The sequence below is a fragment of the Micromonospora sp. NPDC005254 genome (genome assembly GCF_042872525.1).
GTDB lineage: Bacteria > Actinomycetota > Actinomycetes > Mycobacteriales > Micromonosporaceae > Micromonospora.
Genome location: NZ_JBIAKM010000001.1, coordinates 622,281 through 636,361 on the forward strand (window position 1 = coordinate 622,281; position 14,081 = coordinate 636,361).

Annotated in this window: 16 protein-coding genes; 7 read left to right on the top strand and 9 right to left on the bottom strand. The window is 72.2% G+C overall.

Annotated elements, in window-relative coordinates; translation table 11 throughout:
* Nucleotides 1-36: 36 nt before the first annotated feature.
* The 3 genes from ACFYPR_RS03025 to ung all read left to right on the top strand — a co-directional run bounded on the left by ACFYPR_RS03025 (nt 37) and on the right by ung (nt 2,396).
* Nucleotides 37-1,140: an alpha/beta hydrolase gene (locus tag ACFYPR_RS03025; RefSeq protein WP_355068243.1), complete on the top strand. Its 1,104-nt coding sequence runs from the start codon at nt 37-39 to the stop codon at nt 1,138-1,140.
* Nucleotides 1,137-1,619: a tRNA (adenosine(37)-N6)-threonylcarbamoyltransferase complex ATPase subunit type 1 TsaE gene (gene tsaE, locus ACFYPR_RS03030; protein ID WP_354855337.1), complete on the top strand. Its 483-nt coding sequence runs from the start codon at nt 1,137-1,139 to the stop codon at nt 1,617-1,619. Before ACFYPR_RS03025 ends, tsaE begins: the two co-directional genes overlap by 4 nt.
* Nucleotides 1,620-1,694: 75 nt before the next feature.
* The gene (gene ung, locus ACFYPR_RS03035; protein ID WP_387258429.1) at nt 1,695-2,396 is read left to right on the top strand and encodes a uracil-DNA glycosylase; all 702 of its coding nucleotides are present in this window, start codon (nt 1,695-1,697) and stop codon (nt 2,394-2,396) included.
* Between the two features lie 119 nt (nt 2,397-2,515).
* On the opposite strand, the gene ACFYPR_RS03040 is transcribed toward ung, so the two are convergent.
* A complete protein-coding gene (locus ACFYPR_RS03040; RefSeq protein ID WP_354855339.1) occupies nt 2,516-3,220 on the bottom strand; it encodes a helix-turn-helix transcriptional regulator in 705 nt (234 codons plus the stop codon).
* A gap of 574 nt (nt 3,221-3,794) precedes the next feature.
* On the opposite strand from ACFYPR_RS03040, the gene tsaB reads away from it, so the two are divergent.
* From tsaB to ACFYPR_RS03060, 4 genes are read left to right on the top strand one after another with little or no spacing between them, the layout of a single operon-like run.
* Nucleotides 3,795-4,472 carry a tRNA (adenosine(37)-N6)-threonylcarbamoyltransferase complex dimerization subunit type 1 TsaB gene (gene tsaB, locus ACFYPR_RS03045; RefSeq protein ID WP_355068247.1) on the top strand — a complete coding sequence of 226 codons (678 nt, stop codon included), beginning with the start codon at nt 3,795-3,797 and terminating at the stop codon, nt 4,470-4,472.
* Nucleotides 4,469-4,954, top strand: coding sequence for a ribosomal protein S18-alanine N-acetyltransferase (gene rimI, locus ACFYPR_RS03050; protein ID WP_354855341.1), 486 nt, complete (start codon nt 4,469-4,471; stop codon nt 4,952-4,954). Before tsaB ends, rimI begins: the two co-directional genes overlap by 4 nt.
* On the top strand, nt 4,947-5,993 hold the full coding sequence (tsaD, locus tag ACFYPR_RS03055; RefSeq protein ID WP_007465128.1) for a tRNA (adenosine(37)-N6)-threonylcarbamoyltransferase complex transferase subunit TsaD: 1,047 nt from the start codon (nt 4,947-4,949) through the stop codon (nt 5,991-5,993). Before rimI ends, tsaD begins: the two co-directional genes overlap by 8 nt.
* A gap of 14 nt (nt 5,994-6,007) precedes the next feature.
* Nucleotides 6,008-6,262 (top strand): hypothetical protein, encoded by a 255-nt coding sequence (locus ACFYPR_RS03060; RefSeq protein WP_039906914.1) that lies wholly within the window; start codon nt 6,008-6,010, stop codon nt 6,260-6,262.
* A 22-nt stretch (nt 6,263-6,284) separates the two neighbouring features.
* Here ACFYPR_RS03060 and ACFYPR_RS03065 read toward each other — a convergent pair whose 3' ends face one another.
* The 8 genes from ACFYPR_RS03065 to ACFYPR_RS03100 form a co-directional block, all read right to left on the bottom strand.
* Nucleotides 6,285-7,025, bottom strand: a complete 741-nt coding sequence (locus ACFYPR_RS03065) for a DUF4142 domain-containing protein (protein WP_354855342.1) — start codon at nt 7,023-7,025, stop codon at nt 6,285-6,287.
* Nucleotides 7,026-7,193: 168 nt separating this feature from the next.
* On the bottom strand, nt 7,194-7,502 hold the full coding sequence (locus ACFYPR_RS03070; protein ID WP_354855343.1) for a DUF1707 domain-containing protein: 309 nt from the start codon (nt 7,500-7,502) through the stop codon (nt 7,194-7,196).
* Between the two features lie 19 nt (nt 7,503-7,521).
* A complete protein-coding gene (locus ACFYPR_RS03075; RefSeq protein ID WP_354855344.1) occupies nt 7,522-8,703 on the bottom strand; it encodes an ROK family protein in 1,182 nt (393 codons plus the stop codon).
* Between the two features lie 22 nt (nt 8,704-8,725).
* Nucleotides 8,726-9,991: an ABC transporter permease gene (locus ACFYPR_RS03080; protein ID WP_354855345.1), complete on the bottom strand. Its 1,266-nt coding sequence runs from the start codon at nt 9,989-9,991 to the stop codon at nt 8,726-8,728.
* Nucleotides 9,988-10,806: an ATP-binding cassette domain-containing protein gene (locus ACFYPR_RS03085; RefSeq protein WP_354855346.1), complete on the bottom strand. Its 819-nt coding sequence runs from the start codon at nt 10,804-10,806 to the stop codon at nt 9,988-9,990. Before ACFYPR_RS03085 ends, ACFYPR_RS03080 begins: the two co-directional genes overlap by 4 nt.
* Before the next feature lie 113 nt (nt 10,807-10,919).
* On the bottom strand, nt 10,920-12,014 hold the full coding sequence (locus ACFYPR_RS03090) for a substrate-binding domain-containing protein (protein ID WP_355139150.1): 1,095 nt from the start codon (nt 12,012-12,014) through the stop codon (nt 10,920-10,922).
* Nucleotides 12,015-12,193: 179 nt separating this feature from the next.
* Entirely contained in the window at nt 12,194-12,673 is a 480-nt protein-coding gene (gene ybaK, locus ACFYPR_RS03095; RefSeq protein ID WP_387258432.1) for a Cys-tRNA(Pro) deacylase, read from the bottom strand.
* Between the two features lie 10 nt (nt 12,674-12,683).
* A complete protein-coding gene (locus ACFYPR_RS03100; RefSeq protein ID WP_387258434.1) occupies nt 12,684-13,880 on the bottom strand; it encodes a methyltransferase domain-containing protein in 1,197 nt (398 codons plus the stop codon).
* Nucleotides 13,881-14,081 lie beyond the last annotated feature (201 nt).

A 14,081-nucleotide genomic window follows, 5' to 3' on the forward strand; every position in this document is an offset into this window, starting at 1 on the left:
GTTGCGAGCCCCGCAGTCGCGAACAAAGGTGACGCCGTGACGTACCGCATCCCGCGGCCGCGGACCGCCGCCGGCCGGGTCGCCGGCCTGGTCGGCGCCGCGGTCGGAGTGGCGGCGGCCGGCCTGGCCGCCGGCGTCGCGACCGAACGCACCCTGGTCCGCCGGCTCAAGGCCGACCCGGCCGACCGCTACGCGCACGAGAGGTTCGGCGAGCAGCGGTACGACGACGCGTTCCGGCTGGAGCTGCCGGACGGCACCGACATCCACGTCGAGGTGGTCGAGCCGACCCGCCCGGTGCCGGGGCACCCGACGGTGGTGCTGGTGCACGGCTTCTGCCTGGACATGGGCACCTTCCACTTCCAGCGCCGGATGCTCGCCGCGCGCGGCGACTACCGTGTCGTCGCGTACGACCAGCCCGGTCACGGCCGGTCCGGCCGGTTGGAGACCGGGGAGTACGACCTGGCGGTGCTCGGCCGGACTCTGCGCCAGGTGATCGACCGGACCGCCCCGGAGGGGCCGCTGGTGCTGGTCGGCCACTCGATGGGCGGCATGACCATCATGGCGTTCGCCGAGCTGTTTCCGGAGCTGTTCGGTGACCGGGTGGTGGGCACCGTGCTGATGGCCACCTCGGGCGGGTTGATCGCGGAGACCAAGCTGGTCGCGCCGGCGCTGCTCGGCCGGGTCGGCGGGCCGGTGCTCTACATGGTCAGCAACGCCACCCGGTACGGCGGCCCGGTGATCGACAAGGCCCGCAAGTCCACGTCCAACGTGGCCTGGCTGCTCACCCGCAAGTACGGCTTCGGCACCCGCAAGCCCAGCCCGGCGCTCGTTTCGTACGTGGAGACGATGAACTCCCGGACCTCCGCCGACACGGTGACCCGCTACCTGCGGACGCTTGCCACGCACTCGCGCTTCCCGGCGCTGGCCGCGTTGGCGAACGCGCCGGTGCTGGTGGTCGTCGGCGACAAGGACATGATCACTCCGGTGACACACTCGGAGGAGATCGTCCGGCGGTTGCCACACGCCGAGTTCATCAAGATCAAAGACAGCGGTCACGTGGTGATGCTGGAGCACGCCGACGAGGTCAACGCCGCGCTGGCGCGGTTCCTCGAGTCACTGGAGAGCATGGAGGACCGGTGAGTTTCGTCGTCAAACTGCCGACCGTCGAGGACACTCGGGAGTTCGGTCGCCGGCTGGCCAGGCTGCTGCGGGCCGGTGACCTGGTGCTGTTGACCGGTCCGCTGGGGGCCGGCAAGACCGCGCTCACCCAGGGCGTCGGCGTGGGGCTCCACGTTCTCGGCGACGTCACCTCGCCGACGTTCGTGATCGCCCGCGTGCACCGGCCCGACCCGGCCCGGGGTGGCCGGGTGGCCCTGGTGCACGCCGACGCGTACCGGCTGGGCGCCGCCAGCGACCCGCGTGCCGAGATCGACGACCTGGATCTGGACGCCTCGGTGGACGAGTCGGTGACCGTGGTGGAGTGGGGCGAGGGCCTGGTGGAGCAGTTGGTCGACGCGCACCTGCGGGTCCGTATCGACCGCCGCGACGACGACACCCGGATCGTCGAGCTGGAGCCGGTCGGTGGCGACTGGGCCCGACGGCTCGCCGAGCTGAGTTAGGGCCCGTGTCGGCGCGGCGTTGTCGGACCCGGTGCCTAGAGTGCGGGGACCGACCCGCGCTGGAAGAGGTTCCTGATGCCCGACGACGCCCCCGCCCTGGATCTGCTGGCACTGCTGCCGGAACAGTGGCGTGCCGTGCTCACCCCGCACCTCGATCCGGCCCGCACCGCCGCGCTGGCCGAGTTCGTCGCCCGGGAGTACGCGACGCAGACCGTCTTCCCGCCGTTGGACGATCTCTTCTCGGCCTACCGGCTCTGCCCGCCGCAGAGCACCCGGGTGCTGATCCTCGGGCAGGATCCCTATCACCGCGCCGGGCAGGCCCACGGGTTGAGCTTCAGCGTCCGCGAGGGGGTGGCGATGCCGCCGTCGCTGCGCAACGTCTTCAAGGAACTGGGCGAGGACGTGGGCGTGGCCAAGCCGCGCAGCGGCAACCTCGACGGCTGGGCCGCGCAGGGCGTGCTGCTGCTCAACGCGGTGCTGACGGTGCGCCAGGCCACGCCGGGTTCGCACGCCAACTCGGGCTGGGAGGAGTTCACCGACGCCACGATCCGGGCGCTGAACGCCGCACCGGACCGGGTGGTCTTCCTGCTCTGGGGCGGCTACGCGCGCAAGAAGGCGGCCCTGGTTACCAACCCGCAGCACGTGGTGCTGGAGGCTGGCCACCCCAGCCCGATGAACCCGCGCGGCTTCCTCGGCAGTCGCCCGTTCAGCGCGGCCAACAAGGCGCTCGCCGACGCTGGCCGGCCCACCATCGACTGGGAGCGCACCGCGGGCTGATCCCTACGGCGCGGGCCGCGTCGCCGGCTCTGCGGCGTGGGCCGCGTCGCCAGCTTGTTGTTGTGGTGCGGGCTGTGCCGCCTGGCGAGACCGCGTGGCCCTTCGCCGCGCGGCGCGGGTCAGCCCTCGGCAGCGAGTTGCCGCGCCCGGTAGCGGCGCAGTAATTCGGCGGCCCGCGGCTCGGTCAGCTCCAGCTCGACCAGCGGCACCACCCGATAGTCGCGCCCGCCGTGGCGCACCTCGATCGTCTCGGGCAGCTCGTCGCACATGGTCGCCCTGATCTCGCCGTACCGGGTCGACCAACGGTGCTCGCCCGGCTCCTCTGGCTCCAGCCACACCCCGCCGAACTCGCCCCACCGGGCGTTCCACCGCTGGCCGTAGTTCGCCTTCAGCCAGCCGGTGAACCGTTTCGAGTCCTGCCAGCGCAGGGCGATCTCCACGGCGTCCACCGGCACCGGCGCGCCCTGCAACAGGGCCGCCGTGCCGCCGGTGAGCACCTGCGGAAAGTCGGTGAGTCGGTCCAGCGTCTCATCCAGGCCCAGCTCGTCGATGCGTTGGGCGATCGGCCGGGCGGCCAGTTCGTCGATGCGGGCGTCGAGGTGCGCGTCCAGCGGCTCGACCTCGACCACCATCTGCACGTCCATCGCGGCGAACAAGCGCTCCAGCACCGCAAGGCTCGCGGCGCGGCTGCCGCTCTCGATCCGGGCAACAGCCGCCTGGGTGACCCCCGCCGCCTCTGCCAACTCGGACTGGGTCAGGTCGCGCAGGTGCCGTTGCTGGCGGACAGCCCTGCCGAGCAGGGTGGCGAGGCGCGTGGGCGGCATGCCGACATGGTGGACCGGGCACGGCCGAGGAGAAACCGCTGAGCCGGATTCACGACTGCGTGGCCTGGGTCCGAGATCCCGGCGACCCGGCGCCGTCGGGTGGGCAATTCCCTGATGAGCGGTATTCCTGTGGGTCATAAATATGACTCACAGGTATACCGTTTCTCACCGCAAGTGGCCTCCGGCCGAGCGGTGGCGTCCGCACAGGTCGACTGAGAACGGCCAGAACGGTGAGAGCGGCCAAGACGGCCAAGGCGGCCGATGCGGGCGATAGCGACAGCCCTGCTCGACGGCCTGAACGGCCGGAGTGGCCATGACGACAGTCGGAACGGCCAGGACGACCCGCTTAGAGCGGCCCAGGCGGCCGAGGATGACAGGCGGCCGGGCTTGAGCGGCCCAGCCTGAGTGGCCGGGCTTGAGTGGCCGGGCTTGAGTGGCCGGGCTTGAGTGGCCGGGCTTGAGGGGCCGGCACCCAGGGTGCCAGGGCGTCCAGGAGTGAGTGGCTGACCCTGGGCGCAGGCAGGGGGCGGGGCGTGGCCGGGCGGCGGTGGCGGGGCCGCTAGGCTGGCTAACCGTGCTCGTACTCGTGGTGGACAGCTCTACCCCCGCGGTGACCGCAGCGTTGGTGGAGATCTCGGCGGACGGCGTGACGTCCCGGGCGCACCGGTGCACGGTCGACGCCCGCGCGCACGGTGAACTGCTCGCGCCCCAGGTCGACGCGGTCCTCGCCGACGTCGGAGCGCGCCCGCGTGACCTGGGCGCCATCGTCGCCGGCCTCGGCCCGGGGCCGTTCACCGGGCTGCGGGTCGGCCTGGTCACCGCCGCCACGATGGGGCAGGTGCTCGGCGTCCCGACGTACGGCGTCTGCTCCCTGGACGGCATCGGCTACCCGGCGGCGGCCGGCGAGCCGGTGCTGGCCGCCAGCGACGCCCGCCGCAAGGAGCTGTACTGGGCCGTCTACGACGGCGCCGGTCAGCGGATCGTCGGGCCCGAGGTGTCCGCCCCGGCGGTGGCCGCCGCGCGCGCCCGGGAACTGGGGGCGACGGTCGCGGTCGGCGACGGGGCACACCGGTACGCCGAAGCCCTGGACCTGCCGGTCCGGGTCGAGCCGCGCTACCCGGAGGCCACCGTGCTGGCGCAGCTCGCCGCCGAGCGGATCCGGGCCGGCGCACCCGGCGAGCGGCTCACCCCGCTCTACCTGCGCCGTCCGGACGCCGTGGCGGCCACCGGCCGCAAATCGGTCCTGCCGTGAGCACGACGGTACGGCTGGACCCGTTCCGCTGGTGGCACATCGACGAGGCGATGCCCATCGAGGTGGACCTCTTCGGCGCGGAACACTGGTCGCCGGCGATGTTCTGGAACGAGCTGGCCAACAGGCACCACTATCGGGTCGCCACCGACACCGACGGCACCCTGCTCGGCTATGCCGGGCTCGCCGGAGCCCCACCGGACGAGGTGTGGGTGCAGGTCATCGCGGTCCGCCGGGACGTCCAGCGGCGCGGTGTCGGGCGTGTCCTGCTGGAGGAGCTGCTCGCCGAGGCGGCCCGACGTGACGCCCGCAGCACCCTGCTGGAGGTCGCCGTGGACAACGTGGCCGCCCAGCGGCTCTACGCGATGTACGGGTTCGAGCCGATCGGGGTGCGTCGCGGCTACTACCAACCGAGCAACACCGACGCGCTGGTCATGCGGCGCGACGCCGAGCCGACCGGGGACGGACCACACGACCATGGCTGACGAACCGCTGATCCTGGGCATCGAGACCTCGTGCGACGAGACCGGCGTCGGCATCGTACGCGGGCACACCCTGCTGGCCGACGCGCTCGCGTCCAGCGTCGAGGAGCACGCCCGCTTCGGCGGCGTGGTGCCCGAGGTGGCCAGCCGGGCCCACCTGGAAGCCATCGTGCCGACCATGCAGCGGGCGCTGACCGAGGCCGGTGTCACCCTGGCCGACATCGACGCCATCGCGGTCACCTCCGGGCCCGGGCTGGCCGGCGCGCTGCTCGTCGGCGTCGCCGCCGCCAAGGGGTACGCGCTGGCGGCCGAGAAGCCGGTGTACGGCGTCAACCACCTCGCCGCGCACGTCGCGGTGGACACGCTTGAGCACGGCCCGCTCCCGGAACCCGCGATCGCGCTGCTGGTCTCCGGCGGGCACTCGTCCCTGCTGCTGGTCGATGACCTGGCCCGGGGCGTCACCCCGCTCGGCGCCACCATCGACGACGCGGCCGGTGAGGCGTTCGACAAGGTCGCCCGACTGCTGGGGTTGCCGTTCCCGGGCGGCCCGCCCATCGACCGGGAGGCCCGCGCCGGTGACGCCGCCTCGATCGCGTTCCCGCGTGGCCTCACCGCCGCCAAGGATCTCGCCGCCCACCGGTACGACTTCTCGTTCTCCGGGCTGAAGACGGCGGTGGCCCGCTGGGTCGAGGCGCGGCAGCGCGCCGGCGAGCCGGTGCCGGTGGCCGACGTCGCCGCGTCCTTTCAGGAGGCGGTCTGCGACGTCCTGACCAGCAAGGCGCTCGCCGCCTGCCGGGCGCAGGGGATCGAGACGCTGGTGATCGGCGGTGGAGTGGCGGCGAACTCCCGGCTGCGGGCGCTGGCCGAGCAGCGGGCCGAGAAGTACGGCATCCGGGTGCGGGTGCCCCGGCCGAAGCTGTGCACCGACAACGGGGCGATGGTGGCCGCGCTCGGATCGCACCTGGTCGCCGCCGGGGTCGCGCCGAGCCGGCTGGACCTGCCGGCCGACTCGGCGCTGCCGTTGACAACGGTCAGCGTGTGACGGGGGCACCGGAGATGATCGTGCGGATGTGGGAGGCGCGCGCCGAGGCGTACGGCGTCGCCGACCTGATCACCTGGGTGTGCGACACCGCCCTGCCCGAGTTGGAGCACGACCCTCTGCACGTGTCGAGCGAGGTCTTCTCCTCCACCGACCACCGTGTCGTGGTCATCTCCAAGTGGCGCAGCAGCCCGCGTCCGCTGCCCGATCCACCCGCCCTGCTGGTGGCCCGCGCCCCGCACTCCTGGGATTTCACCCAGGTGGACCGCTGACGGGGGCCACCTCCACGGGTGGTCAGCTGCGGCGCAGCATCCGGTAGGTGGCGATCCCGCCGGTGCCGAGCGCGGCGAGGAAGACCAGCCAGACGACTGTGCTGCTGACTCCGACCTGTGGGCCGGCGTTCGCTCCGGCGGCGGCGAGCAGGCCGTCCTTGCCGGGGGCGGGCAGCGCGGCCGGCGGCAGTTCGGGCCACCGGACCAGTCCGGTGGACTCCAGCATCTGCATGTGGTGCTGCACGAAGGCGTTGGCGTCCTCGCAGAGCTTACGAACTGTCGCGTCGCGGGTGCTGGCACGCACCGCGCCGATCACCGGGAAGATCTTGCCGTGGGCCACGCGGAGCCGGGTCACGAAGATCTGGTCGAACCGGGCGCCGGAGGCGTTCTGCATCTCCGACAGCCAACCCTTCTGCTCGGCGGTCGGCTCGGTGGGGATGGACGCGCCGAGCTTGTTGGCGGCGTCCACGACGAGCTGGTCGAGCTTCTGGTGCTCGCCGGCGATGGCCGCGCCGATCTCCCGTACCTTCGCCGACTGTCCCTTCTCGGCGGCCATCTGACCGGCGGGCATCTCCCACAGCCCGGCCAACCGCACACCGTTGAGCAGTGTCATGTCGGCGGCGTTGAGCTGCTGCCCGCCGGAGGGGGCGGCAATGGCCACTCCGGGCAGGACACCGACCCCCGCGACGATCGCGATGAGCAACATCGCCGCGCGGTGCATCCGGTTGCCCGGCCGACGACGGGCGGATCTGAGCGGTGCCATGTCTGTGGTGCCTCCTCGGTCCGGACCGAAACGCGTCTGGACCGGGCAGCCGCACCCTGCCGGCCGCCCGTCCGCCCACTGGTACGGACTGATCGCCCGATCAGTTCATCCGCGCGCCCGGTGGAAATGCGTGCGGTGGACGAGCCGAAGCCCTCGGCGCGACGCGGATCAGCGGGTGACGGCGAGGAAGCCGCCGAGCAGCAGCAGCGTGAGCGCGGCGACGGCGAAGAGCACCAGCAGCTCCCGGCGGCCGTGCCCGATCGGGTCACCGCCGCCGGCCGTCGCGGCGGCGGGGTCGGGCAGGGCCGGCAGGTCGCGGGTCAGCGCGGCCAGGTCACCGAGGGTACGGGAGGCCCAGACCGCGCCGGCCCGCTCGGAGAACTCGTCCAGCGTGAGCCGGCCCTCGGTGGTGTGCCGGTGCAGCTCGGCGACCACCCGGTGGCGGTCGTCGTCGGAGGCGCGCAGCTCGACATCCACGCCGGACAGGGTACGCGGGTCAGCCCACGTCGAGGGGGTCGGCGAGGAGCCGTTCGAAGGCCAGTTCGGCGGCGCCGATCAGGGGCGCGTCCTCGCCCAGTTTGGGGGTGCGCAACCGGACGTGTTCCAGGCAGGCGCCGAGGGCGTTGGAGTTGAGTCGACTGCGGATCTGGGCCGCCGCGGCGAGGTAAAGGTCCCGCATGGTGCCGCCGAAGATGACCATCTCGGGGTTGAAGACGTTCACCAGGTTGGCCACCCCGAAGCCCAGCCAGTCACCGGCCTTGCGGACCGCCGTCTGGGCGCGGGCGTCTCCCCGGTCGGCGGCGTCGAAGACGGCCAGCAGCGCGTCGCGGCCCCGGGCGTCGGATCGTCCGGCCGCGCGGAGCAGGCCGTGCTCGCCGATCTCGGTCTCCCAGCAACCCCGGGCGCCGCACTCGCAGGGCATGCCGTCACGGACCACCTTCATGTGGCCGACCTCGCCGCCGTACCCGCCGTGTCCGGTGAGTCGACGCCCGCCGGCGATGATGCCGGCGCCGACGCCGACGTCGCCGTACAGGTAGATGACGTTGTCGCAGCCGGCCGCGACCCCCCGGGCGTGCTCGGCGAACGCCGCCACGTCGGCCACGTTGCCGACCGTGACCGGCACGTCGAGGCCCAGTTCGGCGCCGAGCGCGGCGCCGATCGGCTCGTCCACCCAGCCCGTGGTGGGGCCGAGCCGGACCAGGCCGTCCTCGCGGCGGACCATCCCGCAGACCGCGACGCCGGTGCCGACGCAGATCGCGTCGGCGGGCACCGCCTGCTGCATCTCCTTGACCGCACCGGCGAGCAGCGGCGCGGCCTCGGCGGCCAGCAGCCCGCGCGGTCGGTCCAGCTCCCGGCGGTCCAGCACCGCGCCGCCCAGGCCGACCCGGGCGGCGCGCAGCCGGTCCACCTCGACGGAGTACGCGTACGCGTACACCCGGGCCGACTCGGGCCGGACGACCAGTGACGGCCGTCCGGCCCGGCCGGTCTCCTTCGGTGTCCCCTCGCTGACCAGTCCGACGCCGGCCAGGTCGGCGGTGAGCGCGCCGATGGTGCTCCGGTTCAGCCCCAGGGTGGTGGTGAGTTCGGCGCGGGTGGTCGCCCCGTGGACGTGCACGTGCCGCAGCAGGGCCCCGAGATTCTGCCGCCGGACCTCCTCCTGGCTGGGTGCCGGGCGCATGCTGGTGCTACCTCCCGCGCGGTCAGCGGGTGCCGGTGGCTGCCGCGCGGCGGCGGGAGAGGGCGTCGACGCTGGCCGCGAGCAGCAGCACGACACCGGTGACCACGTACTTGACTCCCGCGCTGTACCCCATCAGGCCCATTCCGTTTTCGATGACCGCGACCACCGCGCCTCCCAGGACGGCGTCGAGGACGCGACCCTTGCCGCCGAAGAGGCTGGTGCCGCCGATCACCGCCGCGCCGACCGCGTAGAGCAGTACGTTACTGCCCCCCGTGTTCGGGTCGACCGAGTTGGCCCGGCTGGCGGCGACGATGCCACCGATGGCGGCCATGGACGAGCAGATGACGAAGACCGAGATCCGGATCCGGTCGACCTCGATGCCGGCCCGGCGGGCCGCTTCCCGGTTGCCGCCGACGGCGTAGATGTGCCGGCCGTAGCTGGTGCGTTGGAGTACGAACGTCCAGATGATCAGCAGCACCGCGATGACCGGCACCACGATCGGCACACCCTTGAGCGAGACGATCAGCACGTTGCGGCTGCGCTCCAGGTTGAGGACGTACACCGCCGTGCCGAGGATGACGGCGAGCACGCCGATCCGGAGCGCCACCACCGCGAGCGGGTCGGTGATCAGGCCACGGGCCACGCGGTTGCGGTGTCGCAGCAACTGCACCGCCGCGTAGCCGACGACCGCGAGGGCGGTCAGCGCCCAGCCCAGCGCGGGGGCGAGGTTGCGGTTGGCGATGGCGACCAGCACCTCGTCGCGGACCGAGATGTTGGTGCCCTCCTTCACGAGCAGCAGCACGATGCCCTGGAAGGCGAGGAAGCCGGCGAGGGTGACCACGAAGGACGGAATGCCGATCTTCGCGACGAGCAGGCCGAGGCTGGTGCCGATGAGCACACCGGTGGCGACCGCGGCCAGCACGGCGACCCACCAGGGGTACCCGAGCACGGTGACCACATTGGCCAGCACGGCCGCGCAGACGCCGCTGGCGAAGCCGGCGGAGAGGTCGATCTCGCCGAGCAGCAGTACGAAGACCAGACCCATCGCGATCAGCGTGACCGCCGCACCCTGGGTGAAGAGGTTGGCGAAGTTGCCCGCCGACAGGAACGACGACGGCCGCATGATCGCGAAGACGGTGCAGAGCACGACCAGGCCGAGCACCGCCGGTAACGCGCCGACGTCGCCGCCGCGTACCCGGCTGAGGTAGTTGCGGACGTGGCTCCCGACGGTCGGCGGCGGTGTGACGGCTGCGGGGCCGTCCTTCCGCACGGCGGCGGTGGTGGTCATCGGACGCCTCCTGAGATCGAGTCGGCCGGCTCCGGGCCGTCGCCGTTGCTGCCCGGGTCGGTGGCGAGGCCGAGGCCTCCCGAGCGCCCGGCGGTGATCAGCTCAACCACCTGGGCGTGGGTGATGTCGGTGGTCTTCACCTGGGCGACCATCTGGCCGAGGTACAGCGCGGCGATCCGGTCGGAGACGGCGAAGACGTCGTTCATGTTGTGCGAGATGAGCACCACGGCCAGGCCGTTGTCGGCGAGGCGACGGACCAGTTCGAGGACCTGGGCGGTCTGTGCCACACCGAGCGCCGCGGTCGGCTCGTCCAGGATGACGAGCTTGCTGTTCCACAGCACCGCCTTGGCGATGGCCACGGTCTGGCGCTGACCGCCGGAGAGGCTGGACACGTGCTGACGAAGCGACGTGACGGTGCGGATGGAGAGCCCCGCCAGAGTCTCGGCGGCGAGCTGTTCCATGGTCGGCTCGTCCAGGACGATGCCGCTGTGCTTCTCCCGCCCGAGGAACATGTTCTGCACGATGTCCAGGTTGTCGCAGAGCGCGAGATCCTGGTAGACGACCTCGATGCCGAGGGCGGCGGCGTCGCGGGGACTGCCGATGTGCACCTGTTCGCCGTTGAACAGGACCTCGCCGGCGTCGGTGGGGTAGATGCCGCTGATGCACTTCACCAGGGTCGACTTGCCGGCGCCGTTGTCGCCGACCAGTGCGGTCACTTCGCCCGGGTGGACGGTCAGGGCGACGTCGCGGAGCACCTGGACGGGACCGAAGCTCTTGTCGATCCCGCGAAGTTCCAGCAGGGGGGTCGCGGACACGGGGTCTCCTTCTTAAGGGAGGGTCGGGGCCCGTCCGGCGGGCGCCGCCCGGCACGGGAGGATGCTCCCGTGCCGGGCGGCGATGGTCGTCCCGGCGGGTACTGCGGCGTCGGTCAGCTGATGCCGGCGTCGGCGCAGGCCTTGGCGTACGCCGCGGTGCAGACCTCTTCCTTGGTCACGTAGCCGTCGGCGATGACGTCCTTGACGTTGTCCTTGTAGATGGCCTTCGGGGTGAGCAGCACCGAGGGGACGTCACGGCCACCCTCCGGGTCCTTCACCGTCTGGCCGGTGTCCTTCTTCTCGCCCTTGGCGAGCGCGATGGCCAGGTCGGAGGCGGCCTTCGCCTCTTCGCGGACGGCCTTGTAGACGGTCATGCACTGGTCACCGGCGAGGATGTTCTGCAGGCCCTCGGTGCTGGCGTCCTGGCCGGTCACCGGCACCTTGCCGTTGAGCTTGTTCTTCCTCAGGATCGAGATGGCCGCGTTGCCGAGACCGTCGTTGGCGGCCAGCACGCCGTCGATCTTGCCATTGGCCTTGGTGAGCTGCTGCTCGAAGATCGTCGTGGCCTGCGCGTTGTCCCAGGCCGGCACGGCGTCCTCGGGGCCCTTGACGTACTCCTTGGAGTCGAACTTCGGCTTCAGCACCGAGTCGTAGCCGGCCTTGAACAGGGTGGCGTTGTTGTCGGTGGGGGAGCCGTTCAGGTACGCCACGACGGGGTTCTTGGCGTTCTTCTCAGTCAGGCACTTCGACAGACCCTCGCCCTGGAGCTTGCCGACGGTCTCGTTGTCGAAGCTGACGTAGTACTGGGCGGAGCCGCCCAGGGTGAGCCGGTCGTAGTCGATGGTGGCGACGCCCTGCGACTTGGCCTTGTCGAGCACGGCCTTGCCGGTGCCGGAGTCCAGGTTGACGATCATCAGAACGGTGACGCCGCCGGTGATCATCTGGTCGGCGATGGTCTGGAAGGCGGTCTTGTCGTTCTGGGCGTTCTGGATGTCGGACTGGACGCCGGCGGCCTTGAACGCCTCCTCCAGGAACCGACGGTCCGCGGTCTCCCAGCGGACGGAGGACTTGCTGTCCGGGAGGATGACGCCGATCTTGGGGGTCTTGGCGGAGCTGGCCTTGTCGGAGCCGGAGTCGTCGCCGCAGGCGGTCAAACCGCCGGTCGCGAGCAGGCCCACGGCGGCGATGGTGAGGATCCCCTTACGCATGTGCAGGGTCCTTTCGGAGGTGGGGGAGGTGTTGTTTTGTTGTGTCCGGCAACGTATTTCGCGTCACACTGGTCCCACAAGACCGCGCAGGTGCCAAGTTTGTTGGAAGCGATAACAATTCAGCAACGCGACTGTTACTCCCCGCGTATGCCATGCGGGAGTCGACGTAACGACTGTCGTCAGTGGGTCTGCAACGGCGCGGCGCGGGCGTCGGTCAGCGCCACCAGATCCGCTGCGGCCAGTTCGAGTTGCAGACCGCGCCGACCAGCCGAGACGTAGATCGTCGGCAGATCCAGCGCGGATTCGTCCAGCACTGTGGGCAGGCGCCGGCGCTGCCCGAGCGGGCTGATCCCGCCGCGCACGTAGCCGGTGGCCCGCTCGGCGACCGCCCGGTCGGCCATCGTCGCCCGCTTGCCGCCGACCGCCGCCGCGAGCGCCTTGAGGTCCAGCTCGCCGGTGACCGGGACGACCGCCACGGTCAGGGCGCCGTCGACCTCGGTCACCAGCGACTTGAACACCCGCTCGGGTGCCACACCGAGCGCCTCGGCGACCAGCGCGCCGTAGTTCGGCACGTCCGGGGAGACCCGGTACGGATGGGTGCGATACGCGATCCCACGCTTGACCAGTAGTGCCGTCGCCGGAGTGCCCTGTCCCGCCACACCGACGACGCTAGTGGACCGGGTGGCCGACCAACACGGTCGGGGCACCGGCGATCCGGGTGAGCACCAGGCTCGCCGCCTGGTCGCCGGCCAGCCGCAGATCCCGCCGCAACTGCTCCGGGGTGAGCGCGGAGCCCCGCTTGAGGATCTCCACCCGGCCCACCCGCCGTTCCCGCAGCAGTGCCCGCAGGCGCTTGAGCGAGAACGGCAGCACGTCGGTGATCTCCAGGCACCGGGCGTACGGGGTGGGCGTCGGCCGGTCGGCGTAGAGGTAGGCGATGCTCGGGTCACCCAGCGTGGCGTCCAGCTGGTCGGCCAGTTCGGCGACGAGGTGCGCGCGGACCACGGCCGGGTCCGGGTCGTACAGGTAGCGGCGCGGTGGCCCGACCGGCGCCTCGGTGGCGCCCGAGCCGGTGAGCTGGAAACGGTGCGTCTCGGCGCCCACCTGCCGGTAGAGCGTGGCGCGGCGGGGCACCTGGGCCAGGTCGCCACACCAGAGCGCGGCCTCGACCAGGTCGCCGTCCACGCCGACCCACTCCGCCTCCGCGCCGGCCGGGATGAGCGCGTGGTCCAGTCCCGGCGCCACCTTCACCACCGTGCGCGGCACCCGTTCCGCGAGCCCGGTGACGAAGTCCCACGGTGGCGAGTAGGCGCGCGGGTCGAAGATCCGCCGACCGGTGCCGCTCGTACGTCGGGCCGGGTCACAGAAGACCCCGTCGACCCGGGAGACGTCGAACGCGGTGGCGTCGCCGCACTCGACCGTGAACAGCTCGGCCAGCCCCGCGGCGGCGGCGTTGGCGGCGGCCATCGCGGCGGTCACCGGGTCGGCCTCCACCCCGTACACCCGGATGCCGGCGCGGGCGGCGGCGAGCGCGTCGGCGCCGAGGCCGCAGCCGAGGTCGGCCAGCGTGCGCACGCCGGCCGCGCGCAGCCGCTCGGCGCGGCGGTCGGCGACGACCCGGCGGGTGGCCTGCTCCAGCCCGGCGCGGGTGAGGAACATCCCGGCGGCGGCCGGGCCGAACTTGCCGACCGCCCGGTGGCGCAGCTCGGCCTGGGTGAGCGCCGCCGCGGCCAGCGCGGGCGGCACCCCGCCGGCGCGTAACGCCGACGCCGCCGTCAGTGGATCACCGCCGGCCAGCTCGGCCGCCGCCGTGAGCGCGGCCGACCCCTCGGGGGTACGCAGCGCCGCCAGCTGATCGAGATCCACCCCACCATTCTCCCGGCCGAGGCGGAAATACCGGCTGGCGGGGCGCGACGCGCTGGCACTCTCCTTGACGGAGTGCTAGCCACGGAATAACCTGCGATTAGCACTCTCGCCCTGAGGGTGCCAGCTTCCGGGTCTCGCGACCCGGGTGCGCACGCCAGGCGGACCGGCACCCGCGACGACGGCCCCGCCCGGTGGCATGAG

Coding starts and splice junctions, on each gene's coding strand:
- ung (WP_387258429.1), top strand. CDS start 1,695: ATGCCCGACGACGCCCCCGCCCTGGATCTGCTGGCACTGCTGCCGGAA.
- ACFYPR_RS03040 (WP_354855339.1), bottom strand. CDS start 3,220: ATGCCGCCCACGCGCCTCGCCACCCTGCTCGGCAGGGCTGTCCGCCAG.
- tsaD (WP_007465128.1), top strand. CDS start 4,947: ATGGCTGACGAACCGCTGATCCTGGGCATCGAGACCTCGTGCGACGAG.
- ACFYPR_RS03060 (WP_039906914.1), top strand. CDS start 6,008: ATGATCGTGCGGATGTGGGAGGCGCGCGCCGAGGCGTACGGCGTCGCC.
- ACFYPR_RS03065 (WP_354855342.1), bottom strand. CDS start 7,025: ATGGCACCGCTCAGATCCGCCCGTCGTCGGCCGGGCAACCGGATGCAC.
- ACFYPR_RS03075 (WP_354855344.1), bottom strand. CDS start 8,703: ATGCGCCCGGCACCCAGCCAGGAGGAGGTCCGGCGGCAGAATCTCGGG.
- ACFYPR_RS03080 (WP_354855345.1), bottom strand. CDS start 9,991: ATGACCACCACCGCCGCCGTGCGGAAGGACGGCCCCGCAGCCGTCACA.
- ACFYPR_RS03090 (WP_355139150.1), bottom strand. CDS start 12,014: ATGCGTAAGGGGATCCTCACCATCGCCGCCGTGGGCCTGCTCGCGACC.